A 26,193-nucleotide genomic window follows, 5' to 3' on the forward strand; every position below is an offset into this window, starting at 1 on the left:
ACGTTTGGCCTGTTATAAGGCATGATGGTGTTGTAAAAAAGCACTCGAAACTGCCAATTGGCAGTACATAACTTCAGAATAACGTTATAAGGAGTAAAAAATGTCTGAACAAAATGATTCGCGCATTCGTAATGCGAATTTGTCAGAACAAATGAAAACATCATTTTTGTCATACGCTATGTCTGTTATTGTGGCGCGTGCATTACCTGATGTTCGCGATGGCATGAAGCCTGTTCATCGTCGTATTTTGTACTCAATGATTGAGCAAGGAAATACACCTGATAAGCCACATAAGAAATCCGCACGTATTGTTGGTGATGTCATGGGAAAGTATCATCCGCATGGTGATTCAGCAATTTATGAATCAATGGTCCGCATGGCCCAACCTTTTTCATATCGACATATGCTTGTTGATGGCCATGGTAACTTTGGTTCTGTCGATGGTGATAGTGCTGCTGCTATGCGTTATACTGAGGCCCGTTTGTCAAAGGTTGCCATGGAAATGGTACGTGATTTAAACAAGGATACAGTTAATTTTATACCCAACTATGATGGTGAAGAACGTGAGCCTGAAGTCCTACCAGCACGTTTCCCTAACTTGTTAGTTAACGGTGCGACTGGAATTGCGGTTGGAATGGCAACAAACATTCCAACGCATAACTTGGCTGAAGTTATTTCGGCGCTGCATATTCTGATGAACAACCCGGAAGCGACAACCATGGACTTAATGGAAGCACTTCCTGGACCAGACTTTCCAACAGGTGGGATTGTGATGGGCAAATCGGGTATTCGACGCGCTTATGAAACTGGTCGTGGACGAGTTACTGTTCGCGCAAAAGTAGATATTGAGCAAACAAAAACAGGTAAAGAACAAATTATTGTCACAGAATTACCTTACGCTGTCAATAAAGCTCGTTTGATAGAGCGTATCTCAGAATTAGCTCGTGATAAGCGTATTGAAGGTATCACAGGAATTCGTGATGAGTCCGATCGTGATGGTTTACGTGTTTCAATCGATGTGCGACGTGATGCATCTGCTAGTGTTATTTTAAACAATCTATACAAAGAGACACTATTACAAACAAACTTTAGTTTTAATATGTTGGCAATTAATGGTGGCAAACCTCAGACAATGAGCCTCAAAGAAATCTTAGTCGCTTATCTGATTCACCAACGTGAAGTTATTCGTCGTCGTACAGCTTTTGATTTACAAAAAGCACAGGCGCGCGCGCATATCCTTGAAGGATTACGCATTGCCTTGGATCATATTGATGAAATTATCAGCATCATTCGTTCATCAGCAACTTCAGAAGAAGCTAAAACACGATTGATTGATGGTTATTCACTGTCTGATAAGCAAGCACAAGCCATTTTAGACATGCGATTAGTACGTTTAACTGGTTTGGAACGTGATAAAATTGAAGATGAATATCAAAAGTTGGTTGCTTTAATTACTGATTTGAAAGATATTTTGGCACATGAAGAACGTGTTGACCAAATCATTTATGATGAACTCTTAGAAATTCAAACAAAATTTGGGGATGCACGTCGTACAGAATTACAAGTCGGCGATGTGACTAATTTGGAAGATGAAGATTTAATCGAAGAAGAAGATGTTATTGTTACTTTGACGCGTAATGGTTATATTAAGCGCGTACCACAGGCTGAATTTAAAGCGCAAAATCGTGGCGGACGTGGTGTGCAAGGTATCAATGTCAATGATGAGGACTTTGTTGATCAAATGATTGCCACATCAACGCATGACACCTTACTATTCTTTACCAACAAAGGTAAAGTTTACCGAATGAAAGGTTATGAAGTACCTGAATATGGCCGTCAGGCTAAGGGTATTCCAGTTGTTAACTTACTTAAATTTGAAGGTGATGAAAAAATACAAACAGTTATTAATGTTCGTGGTGAAGCTGGCGAAAGCAAGGATTATTTATTCTTTGTCACACGTCTCGGTGTTGTTAAGCGAACAGCTGTAAGTGAATTTTCAAATATTCGTACGAATGGTTTGAAAGCATTAACATTACGTGATGATGATGAAGTGTTATCTGTTCAAATTACTGATGGTACGCAAAGTATTATGATTGCTACCAAAGATGGCTATTCTGTTAGATTTACGGAAGAAGATGTTCGTATCATGGGTCGTGCTGCAGCTGGTGTTCGTGGTATTCGATTACGTGATGGTGATTTGGTTATTGGATCAGATGTTGTGAGTTTGAACGATAATGTTTTGGTAATTACAGAAAAAGGTTACGGGAAACAAACACCAGTCAGTGAATACCCAATTAAAGGTCGTGGTGGTAAAGGAATTAAAACAGCCAATATCACTGAAAAAAATGGCACTTTGGCTGGTATGATAATCGTTCATGGTGATGAAGATATCATGGTTACCACAACGCAAGGTGTAATGATTCGATTTACTACAGAATCTGTCAGTCAAACTGGGCGTGCAACATTAGGTGTCCGTTTGATTCGTCTGGAAGATGGTGCTAAAGTAGCAACACTAGCAAAAGTCGAGCACGAAGAGAGTCTTGTTGATGATACAAAAGAAGATGTTTCACGTGAAACACCCTTGGATAATCAGCAGATGGAACAAGTAACAGAATTATTAAACCGCGCGAAATCTGATGAAACAAATGAAGATTAATATGCGTTATTAAGTTAATATTTACTTGTTAATTTATAATAAAAACTCGATGGCTATATTAGTCATCGAGTTTTTTATTATGATAGACCCTTTTTATTAGTAAACAGGGATGCAAGGTAACCAAACATAGCGTACCTCCTTAATTTCTATGATGCTATATGATACGAGAAGGCGTGTAATGTTGCTTATGAGTTATTAAGGTCGGTCGTCATTGTCTGGTGTGACATCTTTACGCGAATCTGCTGAATAGTAATTTGTTTTTTTTGGTGCATCAGGTATGATAATCCAAGCTAAAATATAAACTAAAATGCCAGGAAATGCTACTGAGAAAAATGAAATCAGTACAAATATAATACGTAACCAAGTTGCATTCCAACCAAAATAATCAGCCACGCCTCCCATAACACCAGCAATCATGCGATTGTTACGTGAGCGTGTAAATGCTTTCTTTTTTGTCATGATTAATACTCCTTATTTAATAATGTGTTGTAGTGTGTCGGCAATGTAGTAACCAACTGAAATCCAGCTGAGAAGTGCATGCCAAAGCGTTGAAAACCAGTCATGAGATGTTGCAAATTCAATACCAGCAGCAAGCATAAGACCAACGCCATATGCTTGTATGCCATGTGATGGATGGCTATGATGATAATATTCTTTTATGGACATATGAGTTCCTTTCGGTTACGTGAAGTGAATAACATGTGTACCTTAATACACCTTAATTGTACCAGAATTGACGTTAGCATCAATCGTGAATTTAGGATTAGTGCCATAAAATCCGCGTTTATAGTTCGTCGTATTTTTGTCAAAATGAATATTTTCATCACGTTCAATTGTAACCATACCGCTGTTAGAAGATAGATCAAAATTAAAATGCTGTGTTGCCGGTGCGGTGACACGAATTGAACTAGAGTGAGCATGTAATTTCAGATCATCAGTTAATTCAGTTATACGCAAACGTAATGAACCAGAATTGGCGCTAAATTGGCCACCGCCAACAAAATTGTCGACTTGAACAGATCCAGATGTCGCGCTGATTTTGGCGTGAGATATTGCGGCGTTTAGAAGCTTGACGCTACCAGATTGATCAAATATTTCGGCTTTTTCAAAGGTGAGTCCGTCTGCTTTTACTGCGCCTGAATGTACTTCCCAAGCGGCGGTAGTAGCTTTAATTTGTTGCCCGTTAAAGCTACCAGAGTGAATGACTAGATTAAACGTACCGAGTGTCAAATTTTGTGCAGTGACACGGCCACTGTGGTTAATACTTGTTATATAGCCGGTATCAAAGTTTTTTGGAAAACCAACATTAATTAAAGTTCGTACGTGAAATAATAGGGGATGATCACCTTGTGATACTAAGACACGATCATCATTTTCTTCAATATGGGCAAAATATCGCGCATTATCGCGATTAAAGTATTCGTCGACGGTTATGAGATCTGTCTTATCATTGGTATAAAAATTAACAGTGGCATCTCTATAATCGAACACAAATTGTTTATCACTGATAGGAATTTGGGCATTATGATGAGCAGCAGCCCAGGTTGGCGCAGAATCATTTTCTTCGTTTTCATCAAAGTGCGATTGATTCATATTGCTGTCATCATCGAACTTGTAATATTTTTTTCCAACCCGCGCGCCATCATGATCGACATGTAACCAATCACCAAATTGTACTTTATCATGTTTGCCATCAATCACAATATCATCGCCTAAACGAACACCATGACCATCAATATGTAAGTTACCAACATGGAAACCATCATCTGAAATATCAATAAAGGGTTCTTTTTTTGGTTCGTCATCATGGTTTGCACCATTTGTTTTGGCTGTCTGACTTAAATCACGGAGGACAATATCAATGTCACCCAATTGTGCAAATGCATCATCAAGTGCCTCGTCGTGGGATTTGTCTTGTTTAGCAAAATCCTGATAGGCTTCCATTAAATCGGCAACAAGTTCTTCTTTAAATTCAGTGAGTTGTGTGTTTGGTGTATATTTTGAGAAAATAACGTCCAAACGTGTCCGTATTTCCATTTCGATTGATGTCATAGTGATGCTCCTTCATTAATATTGCCAGTAATCAAGCTGCTAATAATGTCCTTAGCAAATTCCCATTCCTGTAAGGCACTTACAAGATGTTGTTGACCAGACGTCGTGATTTTATAATATTTTCGACGTGCGCCTTGTGTTTCGTCGCCCCAATAGCTTGTGATATCATCACCCTTTTCTAAACGCCGAAAAGCAGTGTACAATGTTGCCTCGTTGAGATCATATTGCTGGTCGCTCAATAGGCGAATCGACTTGGCCACTTGATAGCCATAGGAATCACCTTGGTTAAGAATATTTAATATAATCGTGTCAGTATGCCCACGAATAAGATCTTTTGAAATAGCCATTTTATCACCTTTCTATAAGTTTCAACTATATCATAAACCAAATTACTGTGGTTGTCAAAGTAATTTGGTTTATGATATAAAAAACATCCGAAAATATGGTCTTTACGTTAGAATTTGATTAACATATTTTGAAGCAATTGACACGTGGTGTCTTGGATCACTTTATGAATTGCACATAGCTAAAATTCGTGATTACATTCTTAACGGAAAGTAAAATATTTAAATTTTGCATATAAAATCACAATATACAATTTTTCATGACAAAATAGGTATAAATTCATAACAATCATTGCTATACTATTACTATTGGTGTTTTGATGAACGCATTACAAAGGAGAAAAGGAAATGAGTAAAAAGAACAAAGTAATGATTGCTATTGTAGCAACATTGATTATCATGGGTATTGGGGTCATGACAGCCCTTAGTATAACAGATGTTAACGGTGTTAAGATTGATGGACAAACGTCACAGATGATGTTGATTACAGTGACTGTATCTGGTATTGTCGGAGTGATTGTTGGCGCACTGTTTAATAAATTATTTATCTGGTTGTCACAACTGGGACAAGAAGAAAAGCAATCCGTTTCATTTTTAACATCGTGGTATGCGACAGCAATTAGTCAGATACCATTTGCTATTATAAATATCTTTTTAGTGACCGTACTGAGCTTATATAAGTCAGGAAATACAGTTGCTGCAATTATTAGTGGTGTTGTTAATGCACTGATTTACACATTCATTTTACGTCAAGAAAAGGTTATCACAAAGCGCACACAAATTATTTATCTTGTGATTATGGTCGTATTGATCATTGCAATCAGTGCAGTACCTATGTTGATGAAATAAATAACCGCACACTGAATTCAGAAGTATTGAGGGGAGTAGTATGAAACGACGAACTAAAGTAACCTTAATTGTCACGAGTTGCGTTGTAGCTGTTGGTCTACTAGCAGTTACTGGGGTGACAACGTATCATAAAATGACACACAAATCTGGTGCAACCGTCAAAACAGGTTATCAATCCTATACGGTGACCACTTCACCTGCTTTATCAATGTCAGGAAAAGTAGCTGCTAGCAAAACACAAATGCTGAATACACCAACTGGTAAGCTACAACAAATTAATGTTAATAATGGTCAAACTGTTAAAAGTGGTGACATTTTGTTAACTGTAACGAACACGGATATGCAGGAAGCAATTGACAATCAAAACGATATGATTGCTAAGTCGAATCGTGCGGTTAACAGTGCTGCAAGTGCACTAAAAAATGCACAACAGAGCTACAATCAAGCAGATCCAGAAGCTAAATCTGCACTAAAAGATGGTGTAACGCAAGCACAACAAGCTGTTACTGATGCAAATACAGATGTGCAAGATGCACAAAATAAGCTTGTTGATTTACAAAATAAACTGAATGTCAATTTAACGGCACCTTTTGATGGTATTGTTTCAGTAGATAATAATACAAAAGATGGTTTGCCTGCTTTAACAATGAACACTACTGAAAAGATGTTGCAGGCAACAGTATCAGAGTACGATTATAATAAGGTTCACAGTGGGGATAAAGTTACTGTCAGTGGCATTGATGGCACACCAAATCAAACAACAGCCATTGATAAAATTGAACAAATACCAGCAGAGAAAAGTAAAGGAACCACCTATTATCCATTTTCTGCTCATGTGAACGAAAACTTTTTATACGGACAAAGTGTGAAAGTGAAAGTACCACAAAACGATCTCAAGGTGCCAAGTACTGCAGTTTATAAAGGCAATATCTATAAAATAATCGATGGTAAAGCTAGTCGGATTAACGCTGATGTTACTAAGACAGGGACAAGTTATATCGTTAAGTCAGGCGTCGCTAAGGATGAGAAGGTTGTCCTTAATCCAGATAGTCATTTAAAAAATGGTGAAGCAATCAATGATTAATTTATCAGCGATTAGTAAAAGTTATCGTCAAGGTAATGATGATTATCAAGTGTTACATGACATTAATTTGCGCATTCAAGCTGGTGAATTTGTGGCGATTATGGGGCCGTCTGGGTCAGGTAAATCAACTTTAATTAATATTATTGGGTTTTTGGATCAACATTTTGATGGTGGTTATACATTTAATGATGTGGTTGTGAGTGAACTAAACCGTAAGCAACATGCGCAATTGCGTAATCAATCCGTCGGGTTTATATTTCAAAATTTCAAGCTCATTACAAATCAAAGTGTTGGTGAAAATGTTGGCTTACCTTTATTGTATGCCGGTATGAAGCGCCGAGATATTGTAGCGCGTGTGAATGAGGTCTTATCACAAGTGGGCTTACCTGGTAGTTATCATAAATTGCCAAAAAATCTTTCTGGTGGGCAACAGCAACGTGTGGCGATTGCTCGGTCGATTGTGACAAAACCAAAATTTTTAGTGGCAGATGAACCAACTGGTGCGTTGGATTCAGTTACTTCTGCAGAAATTATTGCGTTGTTTAAAGATTTGAATGATAATGGCACAACGGTTATTATGGTTACCCATGATGAACATGTTGCACGTGAAACAAATCGATTGATTAAAATATTAGATGGCCAAATACAAAGTGATGAGGAGGTGCAACATGCAAATACGTGAACTATTTGTGAGTGCTTTTCGATCACTATTATCTAACAAACGTCGTAGTATATTGACTATGATTGGCATTATTATTGGCATTGCTTCCGTGATCACTATTTTAGCACTGGGAGATGGCGCTCGTGTGGCGATGATGAAAAATTTGCAGGCTAGTAGCAGTGGTCAACAGTCGACTGAAATTACTTTTGCGCCAAAAGATGAGAGCAAAGTGGCTGGTTTCAGCGATGATGATTTGAATCGCATACGTGAAAATAATAAAGTCAGTCATGTTAGTGTACAATCAGATGATCATGGCATTTTATCAACTGAAGGGTTAGTCAATGGTAAAACAATATCGCCAGTTGTTTATTTAAGTCAAAGTGCTAATAATGATCATTTAATTTCAGGTCATGGTATTAGTAAAAGAGATAGCCTGGTTAGCAATCCAGTAGCCTTAGTGAGTCAATCCATGGCCAAAAGAGGGTATCAAAGTGCAAATAATGCGTTGAATGCTGGTATTGAATTAAATGGCACGACATATACAATTGTTGGTATCATTAGTAATGATGCCATGCGTGGGAGTTATAATAACTATGATGTCGTTGTACCACGCCAAGTGTTTGAGGCGAACAATGCCAATATTTCGGCCAACACATTGAAATTAACATTTGCTGCTGGGGTGAATGTCTCTAAAGAAACCCAGAAAATTACGGATCAATTGAATAGTACGGGTTCACAACATAACGCTGGGAATTATCAATTTTATGATATGGCTGCCATGTTGAAGGGTGTTAGTGCCGTGATTAAGGGCATCACGTACTTCATTGTTGCTGTGGCAGGAATTTCGTTGTTTATTGCTGGTATTGGTGTGATGAACATGATGTATATTGCTGTGAGTGAGCGTACTCAAGAAATTGGTATTCGTATGGCAGTGGGTGCTTCTCAGCAACAAATTTTATGGCAATTTTTGATAGAGGCCGTGATGTTAACTTTGAGTGGTGGTATGATTGGTTATCTTGCTGGTTTAGGAATTGCCATGGGCGTTTCTGCTTTCTTACCATTTAAAGCTAGCGTGTCCATATCCACATTCTTATTAGCATTTGGCACATCAACCATTGTTGGCTTAGTGTTTGGTATATTACCAGCTAAAACAGCAAGTAATAAGAATTTGATTGATATTTTGAGATAACGGCAGGTTGGCACAAGATGCTTTCTTAATTTTAAAAACGCATAACTAGCAGATGCTAGTTATGCGTTTTTTATTGATACTATTAAATTAATTGCGAAACAAAAACATCGTATTTATGATTGATTAATGGTATGGATTTTCTGTAAGCTTTTCTTATTTATTGCAGTTATTTTTTGGTTGCACTAATCGCGGCTTGATTTTGTTGATAAAGAGCAATTGCTTGTTTTAAATGTTCTTTTTGGTCAGCTGTCATAGGATCATTTTCGTTTAAAAGTGTAACTGTTTTGGTATCCGAATGATATATTTTAACGATCCGTTCTTTACCATAGTAGGAAGTGAAATCCCCGCCACCACTGACATTATTGTTTCCTTCAGAAGCAATGTCAGCGGAAGATAAGTGCGATTCGTTATTTTTTGAGGTATCTGCGGATGAAGATCTTTGAGAAGGCAACATAGTTGTAGTAACAGGTTTTTTATTTCTCTGACTTTCGATTAGCAGAACAACGACCAAAGCACACACAATTAGTAGAACAAGAAAATAAATAAGTTTTTTCGCCTTAATCATCGATTAATAGCCTCCTAATATAAGTTAGCAGCAGGATTATATGAGTAAAATGTTTTCATGGAATTGTAGTCGTAACCACTATTAAAATATTGTGATGAACCAGCAGACAGGTGGATTGCCTTGGCAGAATTGTATATCCAAGTTTGGCTTGCTTCTGATACGTTACCGACAATACTAGTGTTGAAATCTGAATAGAAAACGTATCTTGCAAACCGCCAGCCTATGCCTTTTATTTTCTCAGCACCGTCTGTTGTGCGGTTAATTCTTATCATTTTTCATATTTTTATACGCACACGTTATACATTAGAGTTGTTTTTGCATTTTTATGTCTGTTATGTTGAATCCGCTTTTTTGATAAACGTGAATAGCTCTACTGTTGCTACCAAAAACATGAAGTCCTAGTGAAGTAAATCCCATATTTTTTGCTTCATTTGAAACAAGTTCGAGCGTTTTTGAACCAAAACCGCTATTTTGATAAGTTTTATAAATTTCGAAGTCAAAGATAAACGCAGTTGATGCATTCTCATTATCAGTACCGAACCAGATATAGCCGATTATTTCTGAATTTTTGAAAATAATTGAGTAGAAAAAATTGTCTGGCGTTGCAAGCCCATTTGGTAATAACCGATCATAAGTTAATTGTGAATTTTTTTGGGCAGTTTCTGCTGTCCAAGTGCCAGCTGCGATCTTTTCTGTGGCGTATTCATTGACTGCAAAATCTATGTATTTTTGAAAATGATTAGGAGACATTGGCATAATTTTTAACATGAGTTTGTTCCTCTGAAAACAAGTTTTTCACTAAGTATAGCATACTGATTTGAAATATTATGACATGTCATGTGACCAATAGTCATCGATAGTATGCTTCATTGTAATTGGTATCAATCAAAATTAAACATAGATCGAAATAACACGGGAACCATCTGGTTTGTATCCTTGTTTTTTTTCTTCCTGTCTTTTGATGTGGTGTACTAATTGTCTAGTTAAATCAGATGCCTTTTCCTTATAGCCTAATGTGGTATATATATTTATTGCTGTGCGAACGCGCTGTTCGCCTTTTTCAATGTGGCCTGCTTCAATGTCATACCAACCTTTATTAAACATTAATGTTATTTTTTCAGTTACATCTATATGATCTATTAAGTATTTTTCCGCAATGCTTAATAATTGCTGAGCAGCTGAAAGATCTTCATATACAAGCGTCGAAAAGGATGTCCAAATGACATGCATCAATTGTGATTGAACATTTAATAAGGACTGGTCATATAATCCGACACGCTTAATTGCAACTTTTGTTAACAAATATAAAATATCAGCAGGTAACATAAACGATATTAAAGTAAATATTTGTAATTCGTAAATTCCCCAAACCTCAACACCAAGCAAATAAGTCTGTACAGGCTTAACTATCACATATAACTGATCATTTGGCCATTGTTTAACCTCTTTGCTCAAGAGTAAAGTCAGTCCCTCAGCTAAAATCATTAAAAATGCGGGGGTGTTATCGTTTGGACGATTGCTTTGATCTTGTTTGATTATGTCATGGAATTCTTGTACTAATTCTTTAGTAATTGCTTGGTTATCGATTAAGTGAATGCGACGAATTAAATAGGGCGCTTGATTCTCCTGTAGCATGAATTCAAATTCAGCTTGGCTGACATGCATTTTTTCAAGCAGGTTAAAAAAACGTGAAACCGACATATCAGTTTGACTCTTTTCAAATTTTCCAATAAATGAAGCTGACGCGTTTTGATCAGCCAATGATGTCAAAGTTAAATTTTTAGATTTTCGTAATTGATAGAAGGTTTTCTCAAGTGTCATAGAATACTCTTTTCAATTCGTCATATATGCCTGTTTTTGAGTGTTTCATAATTATATCACTTAAACTATCTTTATAGACTAAAAAAGAGGTAACGCAAATGATTGACGATATATTAGATGAAAAAAAGGAGAATAGTGATGCTACTATTGCGAACTAACAAGCTATTACGCAACTTAACACTTTCTCAATTTATCGAATTACTTGGGGCGGCATTTTTTAATATTGCGTTACTTGTTTATGCGTCACAAACAAGTAACGCCAAGCTGGCGACAACAGTTGTTGTCATCGCTAATACGTTACCGACTATTTTACAGATCGGATTAGGGTATATTGCTGATAAATCACATGACAAGTTGCGGTTAATGATTTTAACTCGACTTGTTCAAACCATACTGTATGGTACTTTGACGATATTATTTGAGTTAACAATGAATGACTGGTTACTATTTTCGTTTATTATTTTTATCAATGTCTCCAGTGATTTACTAAGTGGTATGACGTCATTGGCGGCGCTGCCTATTATAAAGCATATTGTGCCGTCACAAGATTTACTCGCTGCGCGATCTGTGCAAGTTTCTGTTATGTCTTTGGTCAATGTTATTGGTCAGGTCATTGGCGTCACTTTTTTAACCTTTTTAAATAATAATTTTTTTTACTTCTCGTTATTCAATGCGGTATTGTTTTTAATGAGTGGTCTAGTTTTAATTATCTCTAAACGGCAATTCAATCAAAAACTGCAGGCTACTAGTCATATTAATCGGTCTTCTCAGGTACCGGAAGTTCGCTTTTGGGCATCTATGCAGATCAATAGGCGTATTATTCAAGCCAATAAAAAATTGTTGCATATTTTATTTTTATTTACTTTGCTGAACTTATTGGTAGGATCTATTGACGGTCTCATCAGCTTAACATTACTACAATACCCTGGAATTTATATCAAAAACTACGGTTTTTCATTATCAATTGTTAATACTGTATTAGCGCTTGGACTTGTTTCAGGATCTTTTTTCACTAACGATTTTTTAAAAAAAATCCACTTGAATATGTTGACTATTATTTTACTCCTATTTTTAACGGCACTTGGTTTAAACATTGTTGTTTCTCCAAACATTTATGCGATAATCATTAGTTTTTTTGGTATTGGTTATACACTTGGTAAAATTAGTCCACGTGTTAGTACATATGTCATGACTAGCGTTGCGGAAAAACAATTAGGACAGATTGCAGGATTTATGAATACATTGGTAACGCTTAGTGTACCTATTGGGCAACTGATTTTTCTATCAATTGCAACTTCGATGTCTCTCAGTAACGCATGGATTAGTATGATTGTACTTGAAGTGTTATTAATACTTTATACACTGTCATATAAAGTGGGATAAAACATGAAGCGCTATCATGCCATATAAGTTTAGTTGTTAGTATAGTGATAATACAAGTATGGTTGTACCCTATGTTTTAATCAAAGCATTTGTTCTTTCTACTGAAAGAGGTATGTCAGTTTTAGTATGGATAGGAATATCTATTATTACTTGGGTGATACTACTGGTATTTCTGATTAATCAACGCTATAGTTACGCAAAAGTGGCCACTATAATTTTAACAACACTTATTTTCAGTCGTATTTTGGCGACTATAATGTTTTAAGCAGTTTGAAATCAAGATTTTAAATTTCAGCAGTGATATCAAGCGTTATTCCGGTCAATAATTCAACATAAAAAGGATTGCAAGAAATAAATCTGCAATCCTTTTTTTATTTAAGCTTTTAACACAGCAATCATAAAGTCCATAAAATCACGGACAAATCGTTTAGCGTTGACGCTAACAGCAACATTTGTTGTTGTTGGTTCAAGCAACCGTTCGCGATCGCCTATTGTGCGGCCATAATCCTTTGTATCTTTATCGTAAGTGACGCGCATATTCAGGGGAATTGTCACGACATAGCTCGGGTCAATTGCTACAGCAACTGCCAATGGATCATGCAAGGCGGCACCACGATGATCGATGTCTAACCGATCATAGGCTTCAATATAGAAGTCCATGAGATCAGCATAAGCAGTACCAGCTTGTGTCCCTAATTCACGCCATTGTTGCGTATCTTTTTTGGTTAACAATGTACGCAGAGTGACATCTAAGCCAACCATTGTTAAGTTGTCTTGTGTTGTGAAAACACGGTCTGCGGCCTCGGGATCTTGATTAATGTTTGCTTCAGTGAAGGGCGTCACATTACCAGGCACTGTTAATGCACCGCCCATTAATGTGGTATTACCAATCAAATGAGATATTTCAGGATCTATTTTCAAGGCTTTTGCCATGTTTGTCAAAGGACCAGTTGGGACATAAATCAATTCATCTTGATATTTATGCGCCATGTCGATTAAAAATTGAATGCCGCTTGTTTGTTCGATTTTGCGTGTTGCTGTTGCTAATGAGAGATTTCCCACGCCATGTTCACCATGGATGGCTTTTGATATAGGCATCACATCAAAATGATCAGTCGTAGATGAATGTGATTCTCCTAAATAGACCGGCACATCATTTTCACCCAGTAAATGTAATAAATTGAGGGTATTTTGTGCTGATGTTTCAACTAAAGTGTTACCATATGAGGCAATCACACCAATGAGATCAACCCGTGGGTCACATATCGCTAATGCTAATGCTAATGCATCATCAACACCAGTATCTAAATCTAAAATCATTTTTGTGGATGCCATCTTAAATTGCTCCTTCACAATACTGGTTCATCACTGGTATTTGTTCAATGAACCATTTTTCAAATGCTTGCGTATCAATGTTAATGGCAACTTTGGCATTTATTTTGCCATTAGACCAGCGATTTTGTGTATCTGCAACTGTTGCACCAGCTGCTGGACCGTCAGTGATGACGTCAACCCAGTAATCTTTTGTGGTGTAAAATTCTGGGTTGAGTAAGTAGCAAATAGTGTTGACATCGTGCATTGGTTTGCCACCTGGTTCGCTATCACCATATGCTGTCATCAATTTGTGAAGCATATTGCCTGCCTCCCCAATATTAGCAACGGCATCAATAGTGTCTAGAGATAATAATGCTTTTAATGTGACATCAAGACCGATCATGACAATTGGAATACCACTTTTAAAGACAATAGCAGCAGCATCAGGATCGGTAAAAATATTGAATTCTGCCACTGATGAGACATTACCACCAGATAATGAACCGCCCATCAAAACAAATTCTTTGATTTGACTGATTAATTCTGGATGATTTTGAATTAATAAGGCGATATTTGTATAAGAACCAGTAGCGACAATTGTCATTGGTTCAGGCGCTTCTGACAATACTTTTGCCATGGCGCTGACAGCATCAGTGGGTAAAGCTTGTGTTGTAACGGTTGGGAATTCATAGCCAGGCATACCTGATGCACCATGAATATATGAGGCATCAACAAATGCTTTTTTTAATGGTGCAGCAGCACCACGTGCTACAGGTACTTGTGTCTGTTTAAAAAATGTGGTGAGTTTTAAGAGATTAATTGTTGTTTTATCAACGGAAACATTACCAGCAACACTTGTCAGTAATTTAATATCAATTTCTGGGTTAGTCAGTGCAATTGATAACGCCACTGCGTCATCAATACCTGGGTCCATATCTAAAATAATAGGTGTCATGTTCATACCTTTCTAAATTGTAATATTGCTTACCACACGAATAATCCGGCAGTTGCTGCTGACAATAATGAAACGAGAATACCTGACAATAACATGTATGGTACGCGTGAGCTAATGTAATCATTCTTTTCTTTATTAACCAATCCCTTGAAGGCACCAATAATCATACCAATTGTACCAAATTTGGCAAAACTTGTTAAGAAGACAGTTAAGACAATACGTGCATGTTCATTTGCAAAGAGACCTTTACCAGCCATGATTGACTTTGATACTTCACCCATAACGACGAATTCATTGGTTACTAACTTTGTACCCATGAATTGTGCGAGTTGGAAAGCATCGTGTACGTTGAAACCAAGCAACCAAGCAAATGGGAACATAATAACACCAAAGATATTTTCAAGTGTTAACCAGTGTAAGCCAGTTAAGCTAAATAGTTGGTTGATGAGGGCTGCTAATGAGACAAAGGCAATAACGGTTGCAGTGATGATTAAAATCAACTTACCAGCACCCAGAATTGAATCGCCTAAGAATGAGAAGAAGGGTTCTTTTTTAGCCCCTTTTTCATTAATATTAACAATAATATCATCTTCGGGAGCCACTTTGTTAGGATTTAAAATTGAAGTAACGATAATGGCACCCAAGATGTTAAGTGGGATAGCTGTTAAAACATATTTGCCGGGAACCATTTGTGTATACGCACCGATAATGGCAGAGGTGACACAGCTCATTGACATCATAGCTAATGTGAAGTTACGGCTTGCCGACATGTGATCTAGTTGTGATTTAGAAACAGCTAAAACTTCAGTGTTGCCAAGAAACATCATTTCAATAGAGAAAAATGCTTCAAATTTTGGTTGTCCAGTAACAAATGTCAGTGCTTTACCAATCCACTTGATTAGCCAAGGTAAGATACCGACATAGGTTAAAATATCAAATAGTGGTACGACTAGTAAAATGGGTAACAAAGCTGATGTTACGAAATTAGGGCCACCATTATTTGATGTTAACCACTCAGGTAATGCAAAGGCAATACCTTGGGATGCGACAGAAACTAGCCAGTTAAAGCCATCAGCAGCACCTTGGACAGCAACTTGGCCGGCCTTGAACTGCGTGAAGAACCAAGCTAATGCCAATTCAATGGCTAGGACGATACCGACAGATCGCCATTGAATACTCTTCTTATCTCGGGAAAACAAAACAGCGATGGCAATGAAAACAAAAATACCAAGTACGTTAGCAAATAAAAACATAATTAATTCCTCTCTTGAACAGAAAATATAATGAGTAAAACGTTTAACCAAAAATAGTGTAACACACTTTATTTGAAAATGGAAGCGCTTCCAGATTAATTTTTAAGGTACAATAGATATATTAAAGTATACCATTACGATAAGGGATAGAGTTTATGCGCAAAACTTCAATTAAAGATGTTGCTAAAAAAGCAGATGTATCTATTGCAGCAGTTTCTCAAATTTTAAACAATAAAGGGCAACGATTCTCAAAGCATACAATAGAAAAAGTATTGCAGGCACGCGATGATTTGGGATATGTGCCAAATAGTGCTGCGCGAAATTTAAAGGGTACATCCAATCGTTTAATTGGTATTATTGTACCATCCTTCCGTATGCCTTTTTTCGCAGATATTATACAAAGTATGCAAGATAACGCACCTGCTGATGTGAATCTTGTTTTTCTGGGCTCAACAGATGACAATTTACAAAGTACGATTTATTCATTAGTTGAACGTGGTGCACAGGCGCTTATTTTTGGTAAACCGATACCAAATCGTGCAGAAGTGAATGAGTTTTTGAAAAAAAGACACATTCCATACCTTGTGCTTGATCAAAATGCTGATATTAATGCGCAAGATATGGTTCAAACGAATGAATTTACTGGTGGGAGCTTGGTCGCTAGTCATCTATTATCATTAGGTCATCGAAAAATTGCATTGATTTTACCAAATAAATTAACTGATAATATGAGACAACGCCGTGCTGGCTTTTTGGATACGTTGTCGACGTCGAATTTATCACCTACTACTATTATAACCACAACACTGTCTAAACATGGTGGTTTAGCTGCAGTTCATCAATTAATTCAAAGCGAATCAACAGCAGCTTTTGTCTTAAATGATGAAATGGCAATCGGCGTATTACGCGGATTAGCTTATCAAAATATTAATGTACCAGCTGACATGTCTATTGTTGGGTATGATGATACAGACTATGCTGAATTTATGATTCCCACGCTTACCACAGTGATGCAACCAGTTTTAGAGATTGGCAAAGCGGCTTTGAACATGATATTACGACGCCTAGATCACCCGAATTTACCTTTTCAAACAGCTTTTTTTGATGTTAAATTGGTTGTTAGAGAATCCACGGGGCCGATTAAACGATGAAGACAGTTTCGCTATAAAGTGAAGCTGTTTTTTCTTGACTTTTTTTTCTTGACGACGTAAAATAAATATTAACCCTTATTAGTAAAACGTTTAACCTCATTTTATATAAGGAGTTTTTTGATATGAAAAATAAAGTTGTGATTATTGGCAGCCTCAATATAGATACTATTCAAATGGTTGATCGCTTGCCTAAACAAGGGGAAACGATTAGCATTAGCAACCAAGCAAGTAATTTTGGTGGTAAAGGTGCAAATCAAGCTGTTGCTGCTGCCCGTCAAGGTGCGGATGTGACTTTCATTGGTGCGGTTGGCAATGATGATCGTGGTCGTGCATTTAAGCAATTATTAACAGATGAAGGTATTACCACAGATTACATTTTTACTAAAAAACAGCCGACTGGATCGGCTACGATTATGCTAGAGGCCGACGGTCATAATACGATCATGGTTTTTGGTGGCGCCAATATGAGTTTAAATGCATCAGATATTGTGCAGGCTCATGATGTGATTGCTGCAGCCGATGTTGTTGTTGCCCAGCTAGAGGTACCAATTGATGCGGTGGCTAAAGGATTTGAGATTGCTCGTGCATTTGGCGCACTTACAATTCTCAATCCAGCACCTATCACTTCACATTTGAGTGCTGAAATCATGATTAACACAGATTTAGTGATTCCAAATGAGACTGAGGCGGCTGCCTTAGCGCATGTTACACCAACGACTAATATAGAAGCATTAGGTGAGTTGACCGGCCAATTAAAAAAATTGGGTATGGTGAATACAATTGTGACTCTCGGTGGCGATGGTGTTTATTACAATGTCAAAGGCAAGACTGGACAGTTACCTATTTTCAAAGTTAAAGCGGTTGATACGACTGCAGCTGGTGATACGTTTATTGGTACAATCGCTGCAAATATTTCTCAGAGTATGAACGATTTACCAGCAATTATTACTCGAAGTAGCTTTGCTAGTTCTTTAACGGTTAGTCGTTCGGGTGCAATTGTGTCAATTCCAACAAAAGCAGAAGTTGATGCTGGCCTACAAAATTCCAGTATAGTGAAATGAGGCCTAATATGAACATAAAAGATTTGCAAAAAAAACAAGCGGCAGAAGCAGCAATTGAATACATTAAATCAGATATGGTTGTGGGATTAGGTACTGGTTCAACTGTTGCTTATTTCCTTGATGCACTAGCAAAATCTGATCGTCGTATTGTTGGTGTGACAACGTCTAAAGTTACAAGTGAACATTGTGCAGCGTTAAAAATTCCGATAATTGATATAGATGAAGTTGACCACATTGATGTAACTATTGATGGGGCAGATGAAGTAGATACATATCTTAATGGTATCAAAGGTGGTGGTGCAGCACTGTTGATGGAAAAAATTGTTGCAAAAAACTCAAAAGAAAATATTTGGATTGTTGATAACAGTAAAGTACATGACACATTAGGTTCATTCCCCTTACCCGTAGAGGTGATTCCTTATGGTAGTGGTCAATTACTACGACAATTTGCTGATAAGGGCTTATTTCCTAAGTTACGTCGTAGTCAAGTGAATAATGAACCTATTATTACTGATGCAGGTCATTATATTATTGATTGTCATATGACTACAATCAATAATCCATACGCGTTGGCTGACTATTTTGAAAGTCAAGTTGGTGTTGTTGAGCATGGTTTATTTTTAAATATTTGTGATCGGGTGATTATAGGTGGCGAAACAATTCAAATACAAGAACGTCAACAAAATCAGATGGGAATAAAGTAATGTACCTGATATATATTGGTCTTGCGGTAGTTACGGGTTTAACACTTGCAGCTGAAACCGCACTCAATGCGCAACTGAGTGCGTTGCTTAAATCACCAATTATTGCTTGCTTTGTAGCTTATACTGTTGGTACCATCATTTTATTTTGTATGACAATCATGATTGGCGATTTCCAGAAAATTCAAAACCTTTTTTCAGCCCCAATTTTGCCGTTGACAGGTGGCTTGTTCGGTCTTATTTTCGTTATGAGTTGCATTATACTTTTTCCAAAGATTGGTGCGGTGGAGACAGTTATGTTGCCAACGTTGGGACAAATTTTATCAGGGATGCTTTTTGAAACAGTTGGCTGGTTCAGTTTGCCAGTAATTAATCTATCAATTTCACGTGTGGGTGGCTTATTTATTCTTTTGGTTGGCATTTATGTTGCCATAGTGATGCCTGCTAAGGTCTCTAAACAGGTATCGATGACACCTATACCAATTAAAAAATCAGCGCAACTATTAAATCGTATCTGGGCATTTGTCGCTGGCGTTTTGTGTACAGTGCAATCTATTTTGAATGGTCAGCTGGCTAACGATGTTGGTAGTTCAACAGTGAGTGCCTTTTGGGTATTTTTCATCTGTTTTGTGGTGTTAATTTCTCTGAGACAAAACAGTTTGCATAAGCTATTGATAGGTATTAAGTTAGTGCCTGCTTGGTTAGCTGGTACTACTGGAGCATTGTTTGTAACGTTCATGTCAATGCTCATTTTACCACTTGGTCCAGGATTGACAGTTAGTATATCAACATTAGGTGTCATGGTTGGTGCAGTTCTAGTGCAACAATTTGGTTTATTTCAATCAGTTCGCGAAAATATTTCACGTTATCAAATTATAGGCATCATAACCATGTTATTTGGTATTATTATAATTAAAATGTTATAACAAAAAAGATTATCTCTGATAATCTTTTTTTGTGGGTTAAATTGACTATCAGTACATTTTATTATTTAGTTGACATTTTAAATTAATAATTATATAATCTATTTATTATATAACGTCGAAAAGATAAGTACTTATTAGATTGATTGCATAGAGAGCTAATGATTGGTGAAAATTAGTATCATGGGAATTTGGAAAATGGTCTTGGAGTTAAAATGATGTGAGCATAGAGTTTGTTAATGTCGTTCGGTTACACCCGTTAAAGTGTCAGAGTATCGTATTTTTATGCCGTACTTAGTAAGCGTATCATAGTGATTTGATGCGGAAACCGGGTGGTATCACGATTTAATTCGTCCCGCAACTTTGATAAAACAAAGTTGCGGTTTTTTGTTGTCGTAATGCAGTTTTTAAAAATAGAAGTGGGAGATAGACATGGGAAATAAAGTGGTGAGTGACCAAGCTATTGCAAAGCGGTTGACTAAAGAGAGGGCTGATGTAGTTGCGCTTTTTTAGTATTGTCAGATGTAAACTATAGATAATCAATTTTAATAGACGGTAGTAAGCGTTTTTCATTGAAAATGGTTATCTAGTAAATAATTTTAAGGACTATTATGCTTAGGAAAAAAATAATCATTGCAGTGATAATTGTTATAGCGGTGGCCAGTACTGCCATATTTGTGTACCAACGTCCAACAGATACGAACGCAAAATCTGAAATAACGGTTGGTGCTATTGGATCTGACGCGCAAACTTGGCAATACATTGCTAAACTATCAGAAACAAAGGAAAAAAATATTAAAATTGTCGTTAAAAACTTCACTGATGGTGTATCTTTAAACACCGCCACAGCTGAAGGTAAGATAGACGTCAATGCTTTCCAATCGTATGCTTATTATAATGCTTATAATAAAAGTAACAAAAATAATCAGTTGGCAGCATTAGGGACGACATACCTGGAACCAATGGGTATCTATTCGAATAAATATAAAGACATAAGAGATATACCAAATGGTGCGACAATTGCAATTGCTAATAATGCGGCCAACATGTCACGGGGCTTACGTTTATTAGAAAAATCTGGCTTGATTACGTTGCAGTCTGATTTTGGTAGTTTATCTGGCGTAAATGCGATTAAAAATAATCCACATCATCTCAAATTTAAGGAAATAGATGATACTACTGGACCACGTGTATTCAAGGATCCCAATATTGCTGCTGCTTTAATTGGCAACACGATTGCCTTGGAAGGTAAGCTCAATGTTTTAAAGGATACTATTTTTTACGAAAGAATTAATCAGTCAACAAAAGACAACATCAACATTTTAGCAACTACGGCAAAGGAAAAAAATAATAAAAAATTCAAGCAACTAGTTCAGCTGTATCATAGTCAAGCTGCTCAAAAATATATTAGTCGCAAGTTTGATAACACAAAAATTGAAGTCAACAAACCAATCAGTTATTTAGCCAATTAATTAGCGTTGCGTTGGCAATTGGCAGAGTAGTTCAGAGGACATGTTTTGATTGATTTGATGTTTATTAACATATATTTTTCCGTTATTTGATGAGATTGTATCACCCGGCAGTCCAATTACACGTTTAATATATAGTTTTTTAGCAGTTAATTTAGGGTCTTCGGGATATGCATTAAAGACAATGACGTTGCCTCTTTTAATTTTTTGATTTTTTAAGGAGAGGGGATGCTGATTCCTTTTTAAGGTAGGTGAGACATTGAGGGACCATCAACTCTTATGGTTTGATAGAAATATTTTCTAACCACCATAGATACACAGAAAAACCAATAAGTATTGGTAATATTCACGATAAAACTGATTTAAGTGTGCGTTTCACAATAAACTCCTTGAACTTAAGAATGTGTTCAGTTTCGAATGCTTTATACTTAGCGCAGCATAAATATAAAGCATCATTATCTAATGTATTAATTGCTGCATTAAGCATGCCAAGATGCTATATTATGATTAACTAAGTAAGTGATGCGTGCTTGAAATTGTTCCAGTGGTTCAATTTCTGGTTGACTTAGCCAAATTGAAATAAAAGCGGTTAATATTTCGATTAAATAGGCTGTGTCTAGATCGTTCTTTTTGATATCAGGGTTGTACTTTATGAGAAGTGATTGGTATTTGGTATTAATAAAGTGCATCCACACGCCTTTAATGTAAGGACGTGTGTACAGAATATGTAAGGTTTCTTTTTTATGATAAAGCAGCGGTGCCATATCATTTATAAATATCGAGAGCACACCCTCATGATCAGATAAACGCTTTTCTACTCTGATTTTAATATCTTGATCAACTTTGTTGATGAGTGTATAGACCAGGTCATCATATGACGGGAAGTGATGTTGTACACGTTCTGCTGATACACCAGATAATTGCTGAATAGTTTTCAAGTTTGGCGCCTCGTCTCGACTAGTTGCCATGCACTTTAAGAAAGATGACAAAATGAGTGTTTCCTCGTGGCCTGTCGTTGCGTCAATGTCTTTGGCAATAAAATAATTTAATGGTAAATCAAATGTATCAATGATGAGTAACATGATTTCAGTGGATGGATAGCCACGATGATTTTCCCAGTTAGATACAGATTGATAGGAAATATAGATCTTTGTGGCAAATTCTTGTTGTGTTAGATTATGCGCTGTACGTAAGTGTTTAATTTGATCCCCAATAGTCATAATGTTTTTCCCCGTAAAAATTAGTTTAATAATTATATTATACATTAAATATAATAGGATTAAATATAAAATAGTGATATTATGCACAATATATAATATTGTACGCATTATAAGGTGAATCTATGTAATTACGAGACAAAATAAAAATGGCTTCATTTTAAAATAGCCATTGGTCTGACCCAACCAGCAGAGGCCTTATAAATATTAATTGGTTGGCAAATAATTGTGAAACCGTCATCGGGTAATAGATCTAGGTTGCCCATTTTTTCCATTTGATAATACGGGATTGTTGTGCCTGAATAATGACCTTCCCAAATAATAGAGGGGTCTTTTGTTTTAGCAAATTTTTCTGCTGTGAAATTAAAAGGGGCATCCCAACTCCAAGCATCAGTACCAACTACTTTGACACCACGTTCAGTTAAGTATAATGTGTCCCATACCAACGCCTGAAGATAAGTAGTCATCTGTTCCATAACGGGCACCTGCAGCAGTATTGACAACAACAATATCGTCAGGTTTTAAAATATGATTAATGCGATTAAGCTCCTGCGCTACTTCACTAGCCGTAATCACATGTCCATTTTCAAAATGACGAAAGTCAAATTTTACCCCTTTACCTATAAAGTTTTCTAATGGGATCTCATCAATTGTTGGCATGGGCGAGCCATTGTCCTGTGTTGAATTAAAGTGATAAGGCGCATCCATATGAGTTCCGGAATGGCTAGTCAGTTTGAGATTTTCTGAAGCCCAGCCCTCTTCATTTTTCAAATTTTTTGTGTTAAGGCCTTTAAATACACTTGCCATTTGTCTGGCACCTGCTGTGTGGTCACTATATTCAATTTCTGGTTTGGCTTCCTTGGGATCAGACGGAATACCTGCTTTAAGACTCACAGATAAATCAATAATTTTCATAAGCATATCCTCTTCAAATTTTATTCTACAATTTACGATGTCTCCATAACTTGAATGTGTTAATGATTATATCATAATATTTTGAAGGGTATACTCAGTTTTTCCACTACTTTGTTTCGTCTTTATCACAACAAACAACAAAAGTCACTAACATATTTCAGCACAAATAATGAGTAAATATGTGAAAAATTAGGGATTGCAATTTGATAAACTATAATTTGGAGGATAGTAAAGATTGATTTAAAATTCTTAATATTGAGGTCTTTTGTGCTAAACAAACTGTATTCAGAGTTTTCTACTACAACAAAGCTAGAAATTGACTATTATGTGCCAATAAGTAATATTATTGGGCTAACAGTGAATCAAAAACTTTGTTTTGTGGACAATCAAAAAGTGACACAACTAATGGTATTAGATGGTGTGGTCAAAAAAATAAGGACTGCCCCTATTGATACTAAAGAAGGATCGTTTTACAGGTGTGTAGCAAAGTTGACTAGATCGAGGGCACAGCACGAAAAAATAAAGTATGGCATTAATTTGGCGAGTGACAATTATAAAAGGCAAGAAAAATTGGGCTGCATAGTATATTGGATAAGATGATGGGAGATAGGAATGATTGATAATTATGGGTTTTGCGAATTGAATGAAACAGTTATGGTAGCCATATATGGAGGTGGTTCAGAATGTATTTCAAGAAATATAAAAGTCTTGAGACTGGAATTAGGATATCAGAGGGCTGAACTGGCAGATATGTTAAATACTAGTTTATCAACAATTGCTAAATATGAAACAGGTTCTAGAATTCCAGATATTGATACAATTATTCAATTAGCTGATATATTTAATACAAATGTTGATAGTTTAATTTATTAATTAGATTTGGATATATAAATTAGAGATTTTTTTAAAGAAAAATAAATAGATTTTTATTTTTGTAACCTAATATATGTATTTCGGGACAATTTGTCCGAATTTTTGATTGAATTTTATTGTACAATACAATTATCTTATACAGAAGGAGAAATATATATTATGAATAAATTGTCAGAACAAGAACTTTCACAGATATCCGGAGGAATTTGGCCACTAGTTGTAGCAGGGTATCTTGGTTATCAAGCATTTGAACATAGTGATCAAATCGTTGCTGGATGGAATCATGCTGGGAAAAAGCATCTTTGATAATAAAATGTTGTATATAAAAAAGTTTTCAAAGATATTTATTGTTATTGGTATGATTCAATTAGTGATGAATATACTGTCCAAGGATGTGTTGGTCGCTAATTTTGAAAAAGTATTTATTTTTGCAATTTTTGTAAGTATGGTAGAAATGAGGAGTGAACATGTTAAAAATAGAAAATCTTGAACTTATTGAGGAAAAACAATTAAAAAATATTATTGGTGGTAGTAATGATGGTTTTTTTTATCTAGTTGGTGATACGGCACATAGGTTTTTGAACTCACCAATTAAAGGACACCAGTCAAGATTTACAGGGAATAAGTGGTAATCAAGAAATATATTTTAATATTAATGGTTATAAAAACATAACACCTAACATGACGTAAATCTGACTATGTCGGCTTCACGTCATGTTAGGTGTTGTGTTTTTTCATTTATAAAAATATTGATGTTAATTGTAATAATTAGCTTTTGTAATAGCTGTTATGCGTTAAAAAATATTAATCAAAAACTACTAAAAATGTAGTTGCTATGAACTTAGTAGAACGAATCGAGCTAAATGTTAGTTAAAATAGTAGAATACATTATATATTTGAAAATTATCAGGCATTTTTTTGAAATGTTATTGGTTGCTCGTAAGTCAATAGTTCGGACTATTTTTTATCTGGGGTTAAATCGATTAGGCTACTGTCATTTTTCGATTGACAATACTGATTCTTTCGTTGTTGGACTAATTAATATATTTGGCGATATCTAAAATAAGATGGGCAATTTTTGTAAATGTTTGATACGGTTTGGTCGTTGATTATAATCAACCGTCGTTGTTGGCTTGTTAAACCGACGACTCATGATAGAGCTGACACCGGTTCCTTGCATTAAACACCGAATACGATTTGTCCCATGATATAAATTTAGATCAGCCAATGCTAATCGCAGACGTGGTGCGCCATAAGTTTGATAGTTATTCTGCCAAATATCATGTAACAATACTTTTAAAATGTGATCTTCTCGTTGCCGAGCTGTCTCGCGATAGTGGATCCAATCAAAATAAGTACTTTTTGGTATTTTAAGTAGACTCAGCATGATACCAAGTTTAAAATTTTGTTTCAGTAATGAGTGAACAATTGGCAAATGGGTCTTACGTGTTACTTGCGATGTTCGCCCAGCAAAACGGCCGGCAATTGCTTGTCAGGCTGTGCGTGATAAAATGTCGTTTTCTTCTTTGAGTCGTGCGACTGCTTTCTGCATTGCATTAAATTCGGCACGAGTCACTGGCTCACCAGTAACGTCCGTCCCAACGATTTGGGCCTTTTTGATACAACCCGTAACAGTTTGTACAGCCAAATGATATTCATTGGCTAGGGAATTAGCAGAACGGTCCTCGTTATACAGGGCAACAATTAATGATTTAAATTCAGTTGCGTATCGCTTAGCTTTCATAATAAAAAACTCC

30 protein-coding genes, 1 pseudogene and 1 other annotated feature are annotated in these 26,193 nt (G+C 36.2%); of the genes and pseudogenes, 14 read left to right on the top strand and 17 right to left on the bottom strand.

What is annotated here, in order from left to right; translation table 11 throughout:
- Positions 1-100 precede the first annotated feature (100 nt).
- A complete protein-coding gene (gyrA, locus tag EUI_RS0101050; protein ID WP_010015476.1) occupies positions 101-2,656 on the top strand; it encodes a DNA gyrase subunit A in 2,556 nt (851 codons plus the stop codon).
- Between the two features lie 195 nt (positions 2,657-2,851).
- On the opposite strand, the gene EUI_RS0101055 is transcribed toward gyrA, so the two are convergent.
- From EUI_RS0101055 to EUI_RS0101070, 4 genes are read right to left on the bottom strand one after another with little or no spacing between them, the layout of a single operon-like run.
- Positions 2,852-3,115 carry a PspC domain-containing protein gene (locus tag EUI_RS0101055; RefSeq protein WP_010015477.1) on the bottom strand — a complete coding sequence of 88 codons (264 nt, stop codon included), beginning with the start codon at positions 3,113-3,115 and terminating at the stop codon, positions 2,852-2,854.
- A 12-nt stretch (positions 3,116-3,127) separates the two neighbouring features.
- Positions 3,128-3,322, bottom strand: a complete 195-nt coding sequence (locus EUI_RS0101060; protein WP_010015478.1) for a hypothetical protein — start codon at positions 3,320-3,322, stop codon at positions 3,128-3,130.
- Between the two features lie 42 nt (positions 3,323-3,364).
- Positions 3,365-4,708 (bottom strand): DUF4097 family beta strand repeat-containing protein, encoded by a 1,344-nt coding sequence (locus tag EUI_RS0101065; protein WP_010015479.1) that lies wholly within the window; start codon positions 4,706-4,708, stop codon positions 3,365-3,367.
- Positions 4,705-5,055 carry a PadR family transcriptional regulator gene (locus EUI_RS0101070; RefSeq protein WP_010015480.1) on the bottom strand — a complete coding sequence of 117 codons (351 nt, stop codon included), beginning with the start codon at positions 5,053-5,055 and terminating at the stop codon, positions 4,705-4,707. The genes EUI_RS0101065 and EUI_RS0101070 overlap by 4 nt, the downstream gene beginning before the upstream one ends.
- 345 nt (positions 5,056-5,400) lie before the next feature.
- On the opposite strand from EUI_RS0101070, the gene EUI_RS0101075 reads away from it, so the two are divergent.
- The 4 genes from EUI_RS0101075 to EUI_RS0101090 are packed head-to-tail and all read left to right on the top strand — an operon-like array spanning position 5,401 to position 8,835.
- Positions 5,401-5,901, top strand: coding sequence for an MFS transporter (locus EUI_RS0101075; RefSeq protein WP_010015481.1), 501 nt, complete (start codon positions 5,401-5,403; stop codon positions 5,899-5,901).
- A gap of 40 nt (positions 5,902-5,941) precedes the next feature.
- Positions 5,942-6,985, top strand: a complete 1,044-nt coding sequence (locus EUI_RS0101080; RefSeq protein ID WP_010015483.1) for an efflux RND transporter periplasmic adaptor subunit — start codon at positions 5,942-5,944, stop codon at positions 6,983-6,985.
- Entirely contained in the window at positions 6,978-7,667 is a 690-nt protein-coding gene (locus EUI_RS0101085; protein WP_010015484.1) for an ABC transporter ATP-binding protein, read from the top strand. The genes EUI_RS0101080 and EUI_RS0101085 overlap by 8 nt, the downstream gene beginning before the upstream one ends.
- On the top strand, positions 7,654-8,835 hold the full coding sequence (locus tag EUI_RS0101090) for an ABC transporter permease (RefSeq protein ID WP_010015485.1): 1,182 nt from the start codon (positions 7,654-7,656) through the stop codon (positions 8,833-8,835). The genes EUI_RS0101085 and EUI_RS0101090 overlap by 14 nt, the downstream gene beginning before the upstream one ends.
- A 166-nt stretch (positions 8,836-9,001) precedes the next feature.
- Here EUI_RS0101090 and EUI_RS0101095 read toward each other — a convergent pair whose 3' ends face one another.
- From EUI_RS0101095 to EUI_RS0101105, 4 genes are all read right to left on the bottom strand, one after another.
- Positions 9,002-9,400 (bottom strand): hypothetical protein, encoded by a 399-nt coding sequence (locus EUI_RS0101095; RefSeq protein WP_010015487.1) that lies wholly within the window; start codon positions 9,398-9,400, stop codon positions 9,002-9,004.
- Between the two features lie 14 nt (positions 9,401-9,414).
- Positions 9,415-9,672: a hypothetical protein gene (locus tag EUI_RS10500; RefSeq protein ID WP_141557726.1), complete on the bottom strand. Its 258-nt coding sequence runs from the start codon at positions 9,670-9,672 to the stop codon at positions 9,415-9,417.
- Positions 9,673-9,703: 31 nt separating this feature from the next.
- Positions 9,704-10,168: a GNAT family N-acetyltransferase gene (locus EUI_RS0101100; protein WP_010015488.1), complete on the bottom strand. Its 465-nt coding sequence runs from the start codon at positions 10,166-10,168 to the stop codon at positions 9,704-9,706.
- Between the two features lie 123 nt (positions 10,169-10,291).
- Positions 10,292-11,221 carry an Rgg/GadR/MutR family transcriptional regulator gene (locus tag EUI_RS0101105; RefSeq protein ID WP_010015489.1) on the bottom strand — a complete coding sequence of 310 codons (930 nt, stop codon included), beginning with the start codon at positions 11,219-11,221 and terminating at the stop codon, positions 10,292-10,294.
- 138 nt (positions 11,222-11,359) lie between these two features.
- Here EUI_RS0101105 and EUI_RS0101110 point away from each other — a divergent pair, with 138 nt between their 5' ends.
- Positions 11,360-12,604, top strand: coding sequence for an MFS transporter (locus EUI_RS0101110; protein ID WP_010015490.1), 1,245 nt, complete (start codon positions 11,360-11,362; stop codon positions 12,602-12,604).
- Between the two features lie 375 nt (positions 12,605-12,979).
- Here the strand turns inward: EUI_RS0101110 and EUI_RS0101115 are convergent, their stop codons facing one another.
- The 3 genes from EUI_RS0101115 to EUI_RS0101125 are packed head-to-tail and all read right to left on the bottom strand — an operon-like array spanning position 12,980 to position 16,126.
- On the bottom strand, positions 12,980-13,939 hold the full coding sequence (locus tag EUI_RS0101115) for a nucleoside hydrolase (protein WP_010015491.1): 960 nt from the start codon (positions 13,937-13,939) through the stop codon (positions 12,980-12,982).
- Position 13,940: 1 nt separating this feature from the next.
- On the bottom strand, positions 13,941-14,873 hold the full coding sequence (gene rihC, locus EUI_RS0101120) for a ribonucleoside hydrolase RihC (RefSeq protein WP_010015492.1): 933 nt from the start codon (positions 14,871-14,873) through the stop codon (positions 13,941-13,943).
- A 29-nt stretch (positions 14,874-14,902) separates the two neighbouring features.
- The gene (locus tag EUI_RS0101125) at positions 14,903-16,126 is read right to left on the bottom strand and encodes a NupC/NupG family nucleoside CNT transporter (protein WP_010015494.1); all 1,224 of its coding nucleotides are present in this window, start codon (positions 16,124-16,126) and stop codon (positions 14,903-14,905) included.
- A gap of 155 nt (positions 16,127-16,281) precedes the next feature.
- On the opposite strand from EUI_RS0101125, the gene rbsR reads away from it, so the two are divergent.
- The 5 genes from rbsR to EUI_RS0101155 all read left to right on the top strand — a co-directional run bounded on the left by rbsR (position 16,282) and on the right by EUI_RS0101155 (position 21,434).
- Complete coding sequence (gene rbsR / locus EUI_RS0101130; RefSeq protein WP_010015496.1) at positions 16,282-17,277, top strand: ribose utilization transcriptional repressor RbsR; 996 nt, start codon at positions 16,282-16,284, stop codon at positions 17,275-17,277.
- A 122-nt stretch (positions 17,278-17,399) separates the two neighbouring features.
- A complete protein-coding gene (rbsK, locus tag EUI_RS0101135) occupies positions 17,400-18,338 on the top strand; it encodes a ribokinase (protein ID WP_010015497.1) in 939 nt (312 codons plus the stop codon).
- 8 nt (positions 18,339-18,346) lie between these two features.
- Complete coding sequence (rpiA, locus tag EUI_RS0101140) at positions 18,347-19,042, top strand: ribose-5-phosphate isomerase RpiA (protein ID WP_010015498.1); 696 nt, start codon at positions 18,347-18,349, stop codon at positions 19,040-19,042.
- Positions 19,042-19,965 (top strand): DMT family transporter, encoded by a 924-nt coding sequence (locus tag EUI_RS0101145; protein ID WP_010015500.1) that lies wholly within the window; start codon positions 19,042-19,044, stop codon positions 19,963-19,965. The genes rpiA and EUI_RS0101145 overlap by 1 nt, the downstream gene beginning before the upstream one ends.
- Before the next feature lie 106 nt (positions 19,966-20,071).
- Positions 20,072-20,323, top strand: a binding site (T-box leader).
- Positions 20,324-20,573: 250 nt separating this feature from the next.
- The gene (locus tag EUI_RS0101155) at positions 20,574-21,434 is read left to right on the top strand and encodes a MetQ/NlpA family ABC transporter substrate-binding protein (RefSeq protein ID WP_010015501.1); all 861 of its coding nucleotides are present in this window, start codon (positions 20,574-20,576) and stop codon (positions 21,432-21,434) included.
- Here the strand turns inward: EUI_RS0101155 and lepB are convergent.
- The 4 genes and pseudogenes from lepB to EUI_RS09960 all read right to left on the bottom strand — a co-directional run.
- A pseudogene (lepB, locus tag EUI_RS10280) lies at positions 21,435-21,680 on the bottom strand (signal peptidase I); the annotation flags it as partial.
- Positions 21,681-21,910: 230 nt separating this feature from the next.
- On the bottom strand, positions 21,911-22,651 hold the full coding sequence (locus EUI_RS0101160) for a helix-turn-helix domain-containing protein (protein WP_010015502.1): 741 nt from the start codon (positions 22,649-22,651) through the stop codon (positions 21,911-21,913).
- 152 nt (positions 22,652-22,803) lie between these two features.
- A complete protein-coding gene (locus tag EUI_RS10705; RefSeq protein WP_224156800.1) occupies positions 22,804-23,124 on the bottom strand; it encodes a cyclase family protein in 321 nt (106 codons plus the stop codon).
- The gene (locus EUI_RS09960) at positions 23,066-23,563 is read right to left on the bottom strand and encodes a cyclase family protein (protein ID WP_238524879.1); all 498 of its coding nucleotides are present in this window, start codon (positions 23,561-23,563) and stop codon (positions 23,066-23,068) included. Before EUI_RS09960 ends, EUI_RS10705 begins: the two co-directional genes overlap by 59 nt.
- A 612-nt stretch (positions 23,564-24,175) precedes the next feature.
- Here EUI_RS09960 and EUI_RS0101175 point away from each other — a divergent pair.
- From EUI_RS0101175 to EUI_RS10535, 3 genes are all read left to right on the top strand, one after another.
- Entirely contained in the window at positions 24,176-24,436 is a 261-nt protein-coding gene (locus tag EUI_RS0101175; protein WP_010015505.1) for a helix-turn-helix domain-containing protein, read from the top strand.
- A 159-nt stretch (positions 24,437-24,595) separates the two neighbouring features.
- Positions 24,596-24,742 carry a class IIb bacteriocin, lactobin A/cerein 7B family gene (locus EUI_RS10285; RefSeq protein ID WP_010015506.1) on the top strand — a complete coding sequence of 49 codons (147 nt, stop codon included), beginning with the start codon at positions 24,596-24,598 and terminating at the stop codon, positions 24,740-24,742.
- Positions 24,743-24,903: 161 nt separating this feature from the next.
- On the top strand, positions 24,904-25,068 hold the full coding sequence (locus EUI_RS10535; RefSeq protein WP_010015508.1) for a hypothetical protein: 165 nt from the start codon (positions 24,904-24,906) through the stop codon (positions 25,066-25,068).
- A gap of 425 nt (positions 25,069-25,493) precedes the next feature.
- Here EUI_RS10535 and EUI_RS0101195 read toward each other — a convergent pair whose 3' ends face one another.
- Positions 25,494-25,871, bottom strand: coding sequence for an IS3 family transposase (locus tag EUI_RS0101195; RefSeq protein ID WP_010015509.1), 378 nt, complete (start codon positions 25,869-25,871; stop codon positions 25,494-25,496).
- A 57-nt stretch (positions 25,872-25,928) separates the two neighbouring features.
- Complete coding sequence (locus EUI_RS09965) at positions 25,929-26,180, bottom strand: transposase (protein ID WP_010015510.1); 252 nt, start codon at positions 26,178-26,180, stop codon at positions 25,929-25,931.
- Positions 26,181-26,193 lie beyond the last annotated feature (13 nt).

It is taken from the genome of Leuconostoc gelidum subsp. gelidum KCTC 3527, assembly GCF_000166715.1.
Taxonomy (GTDB): domain Bacteria; phylum Bacillota; class Bacilli; order Lactobacillales; family Lactobacillaceae; genus Leuconostoc; species Leuconostoc gelidum.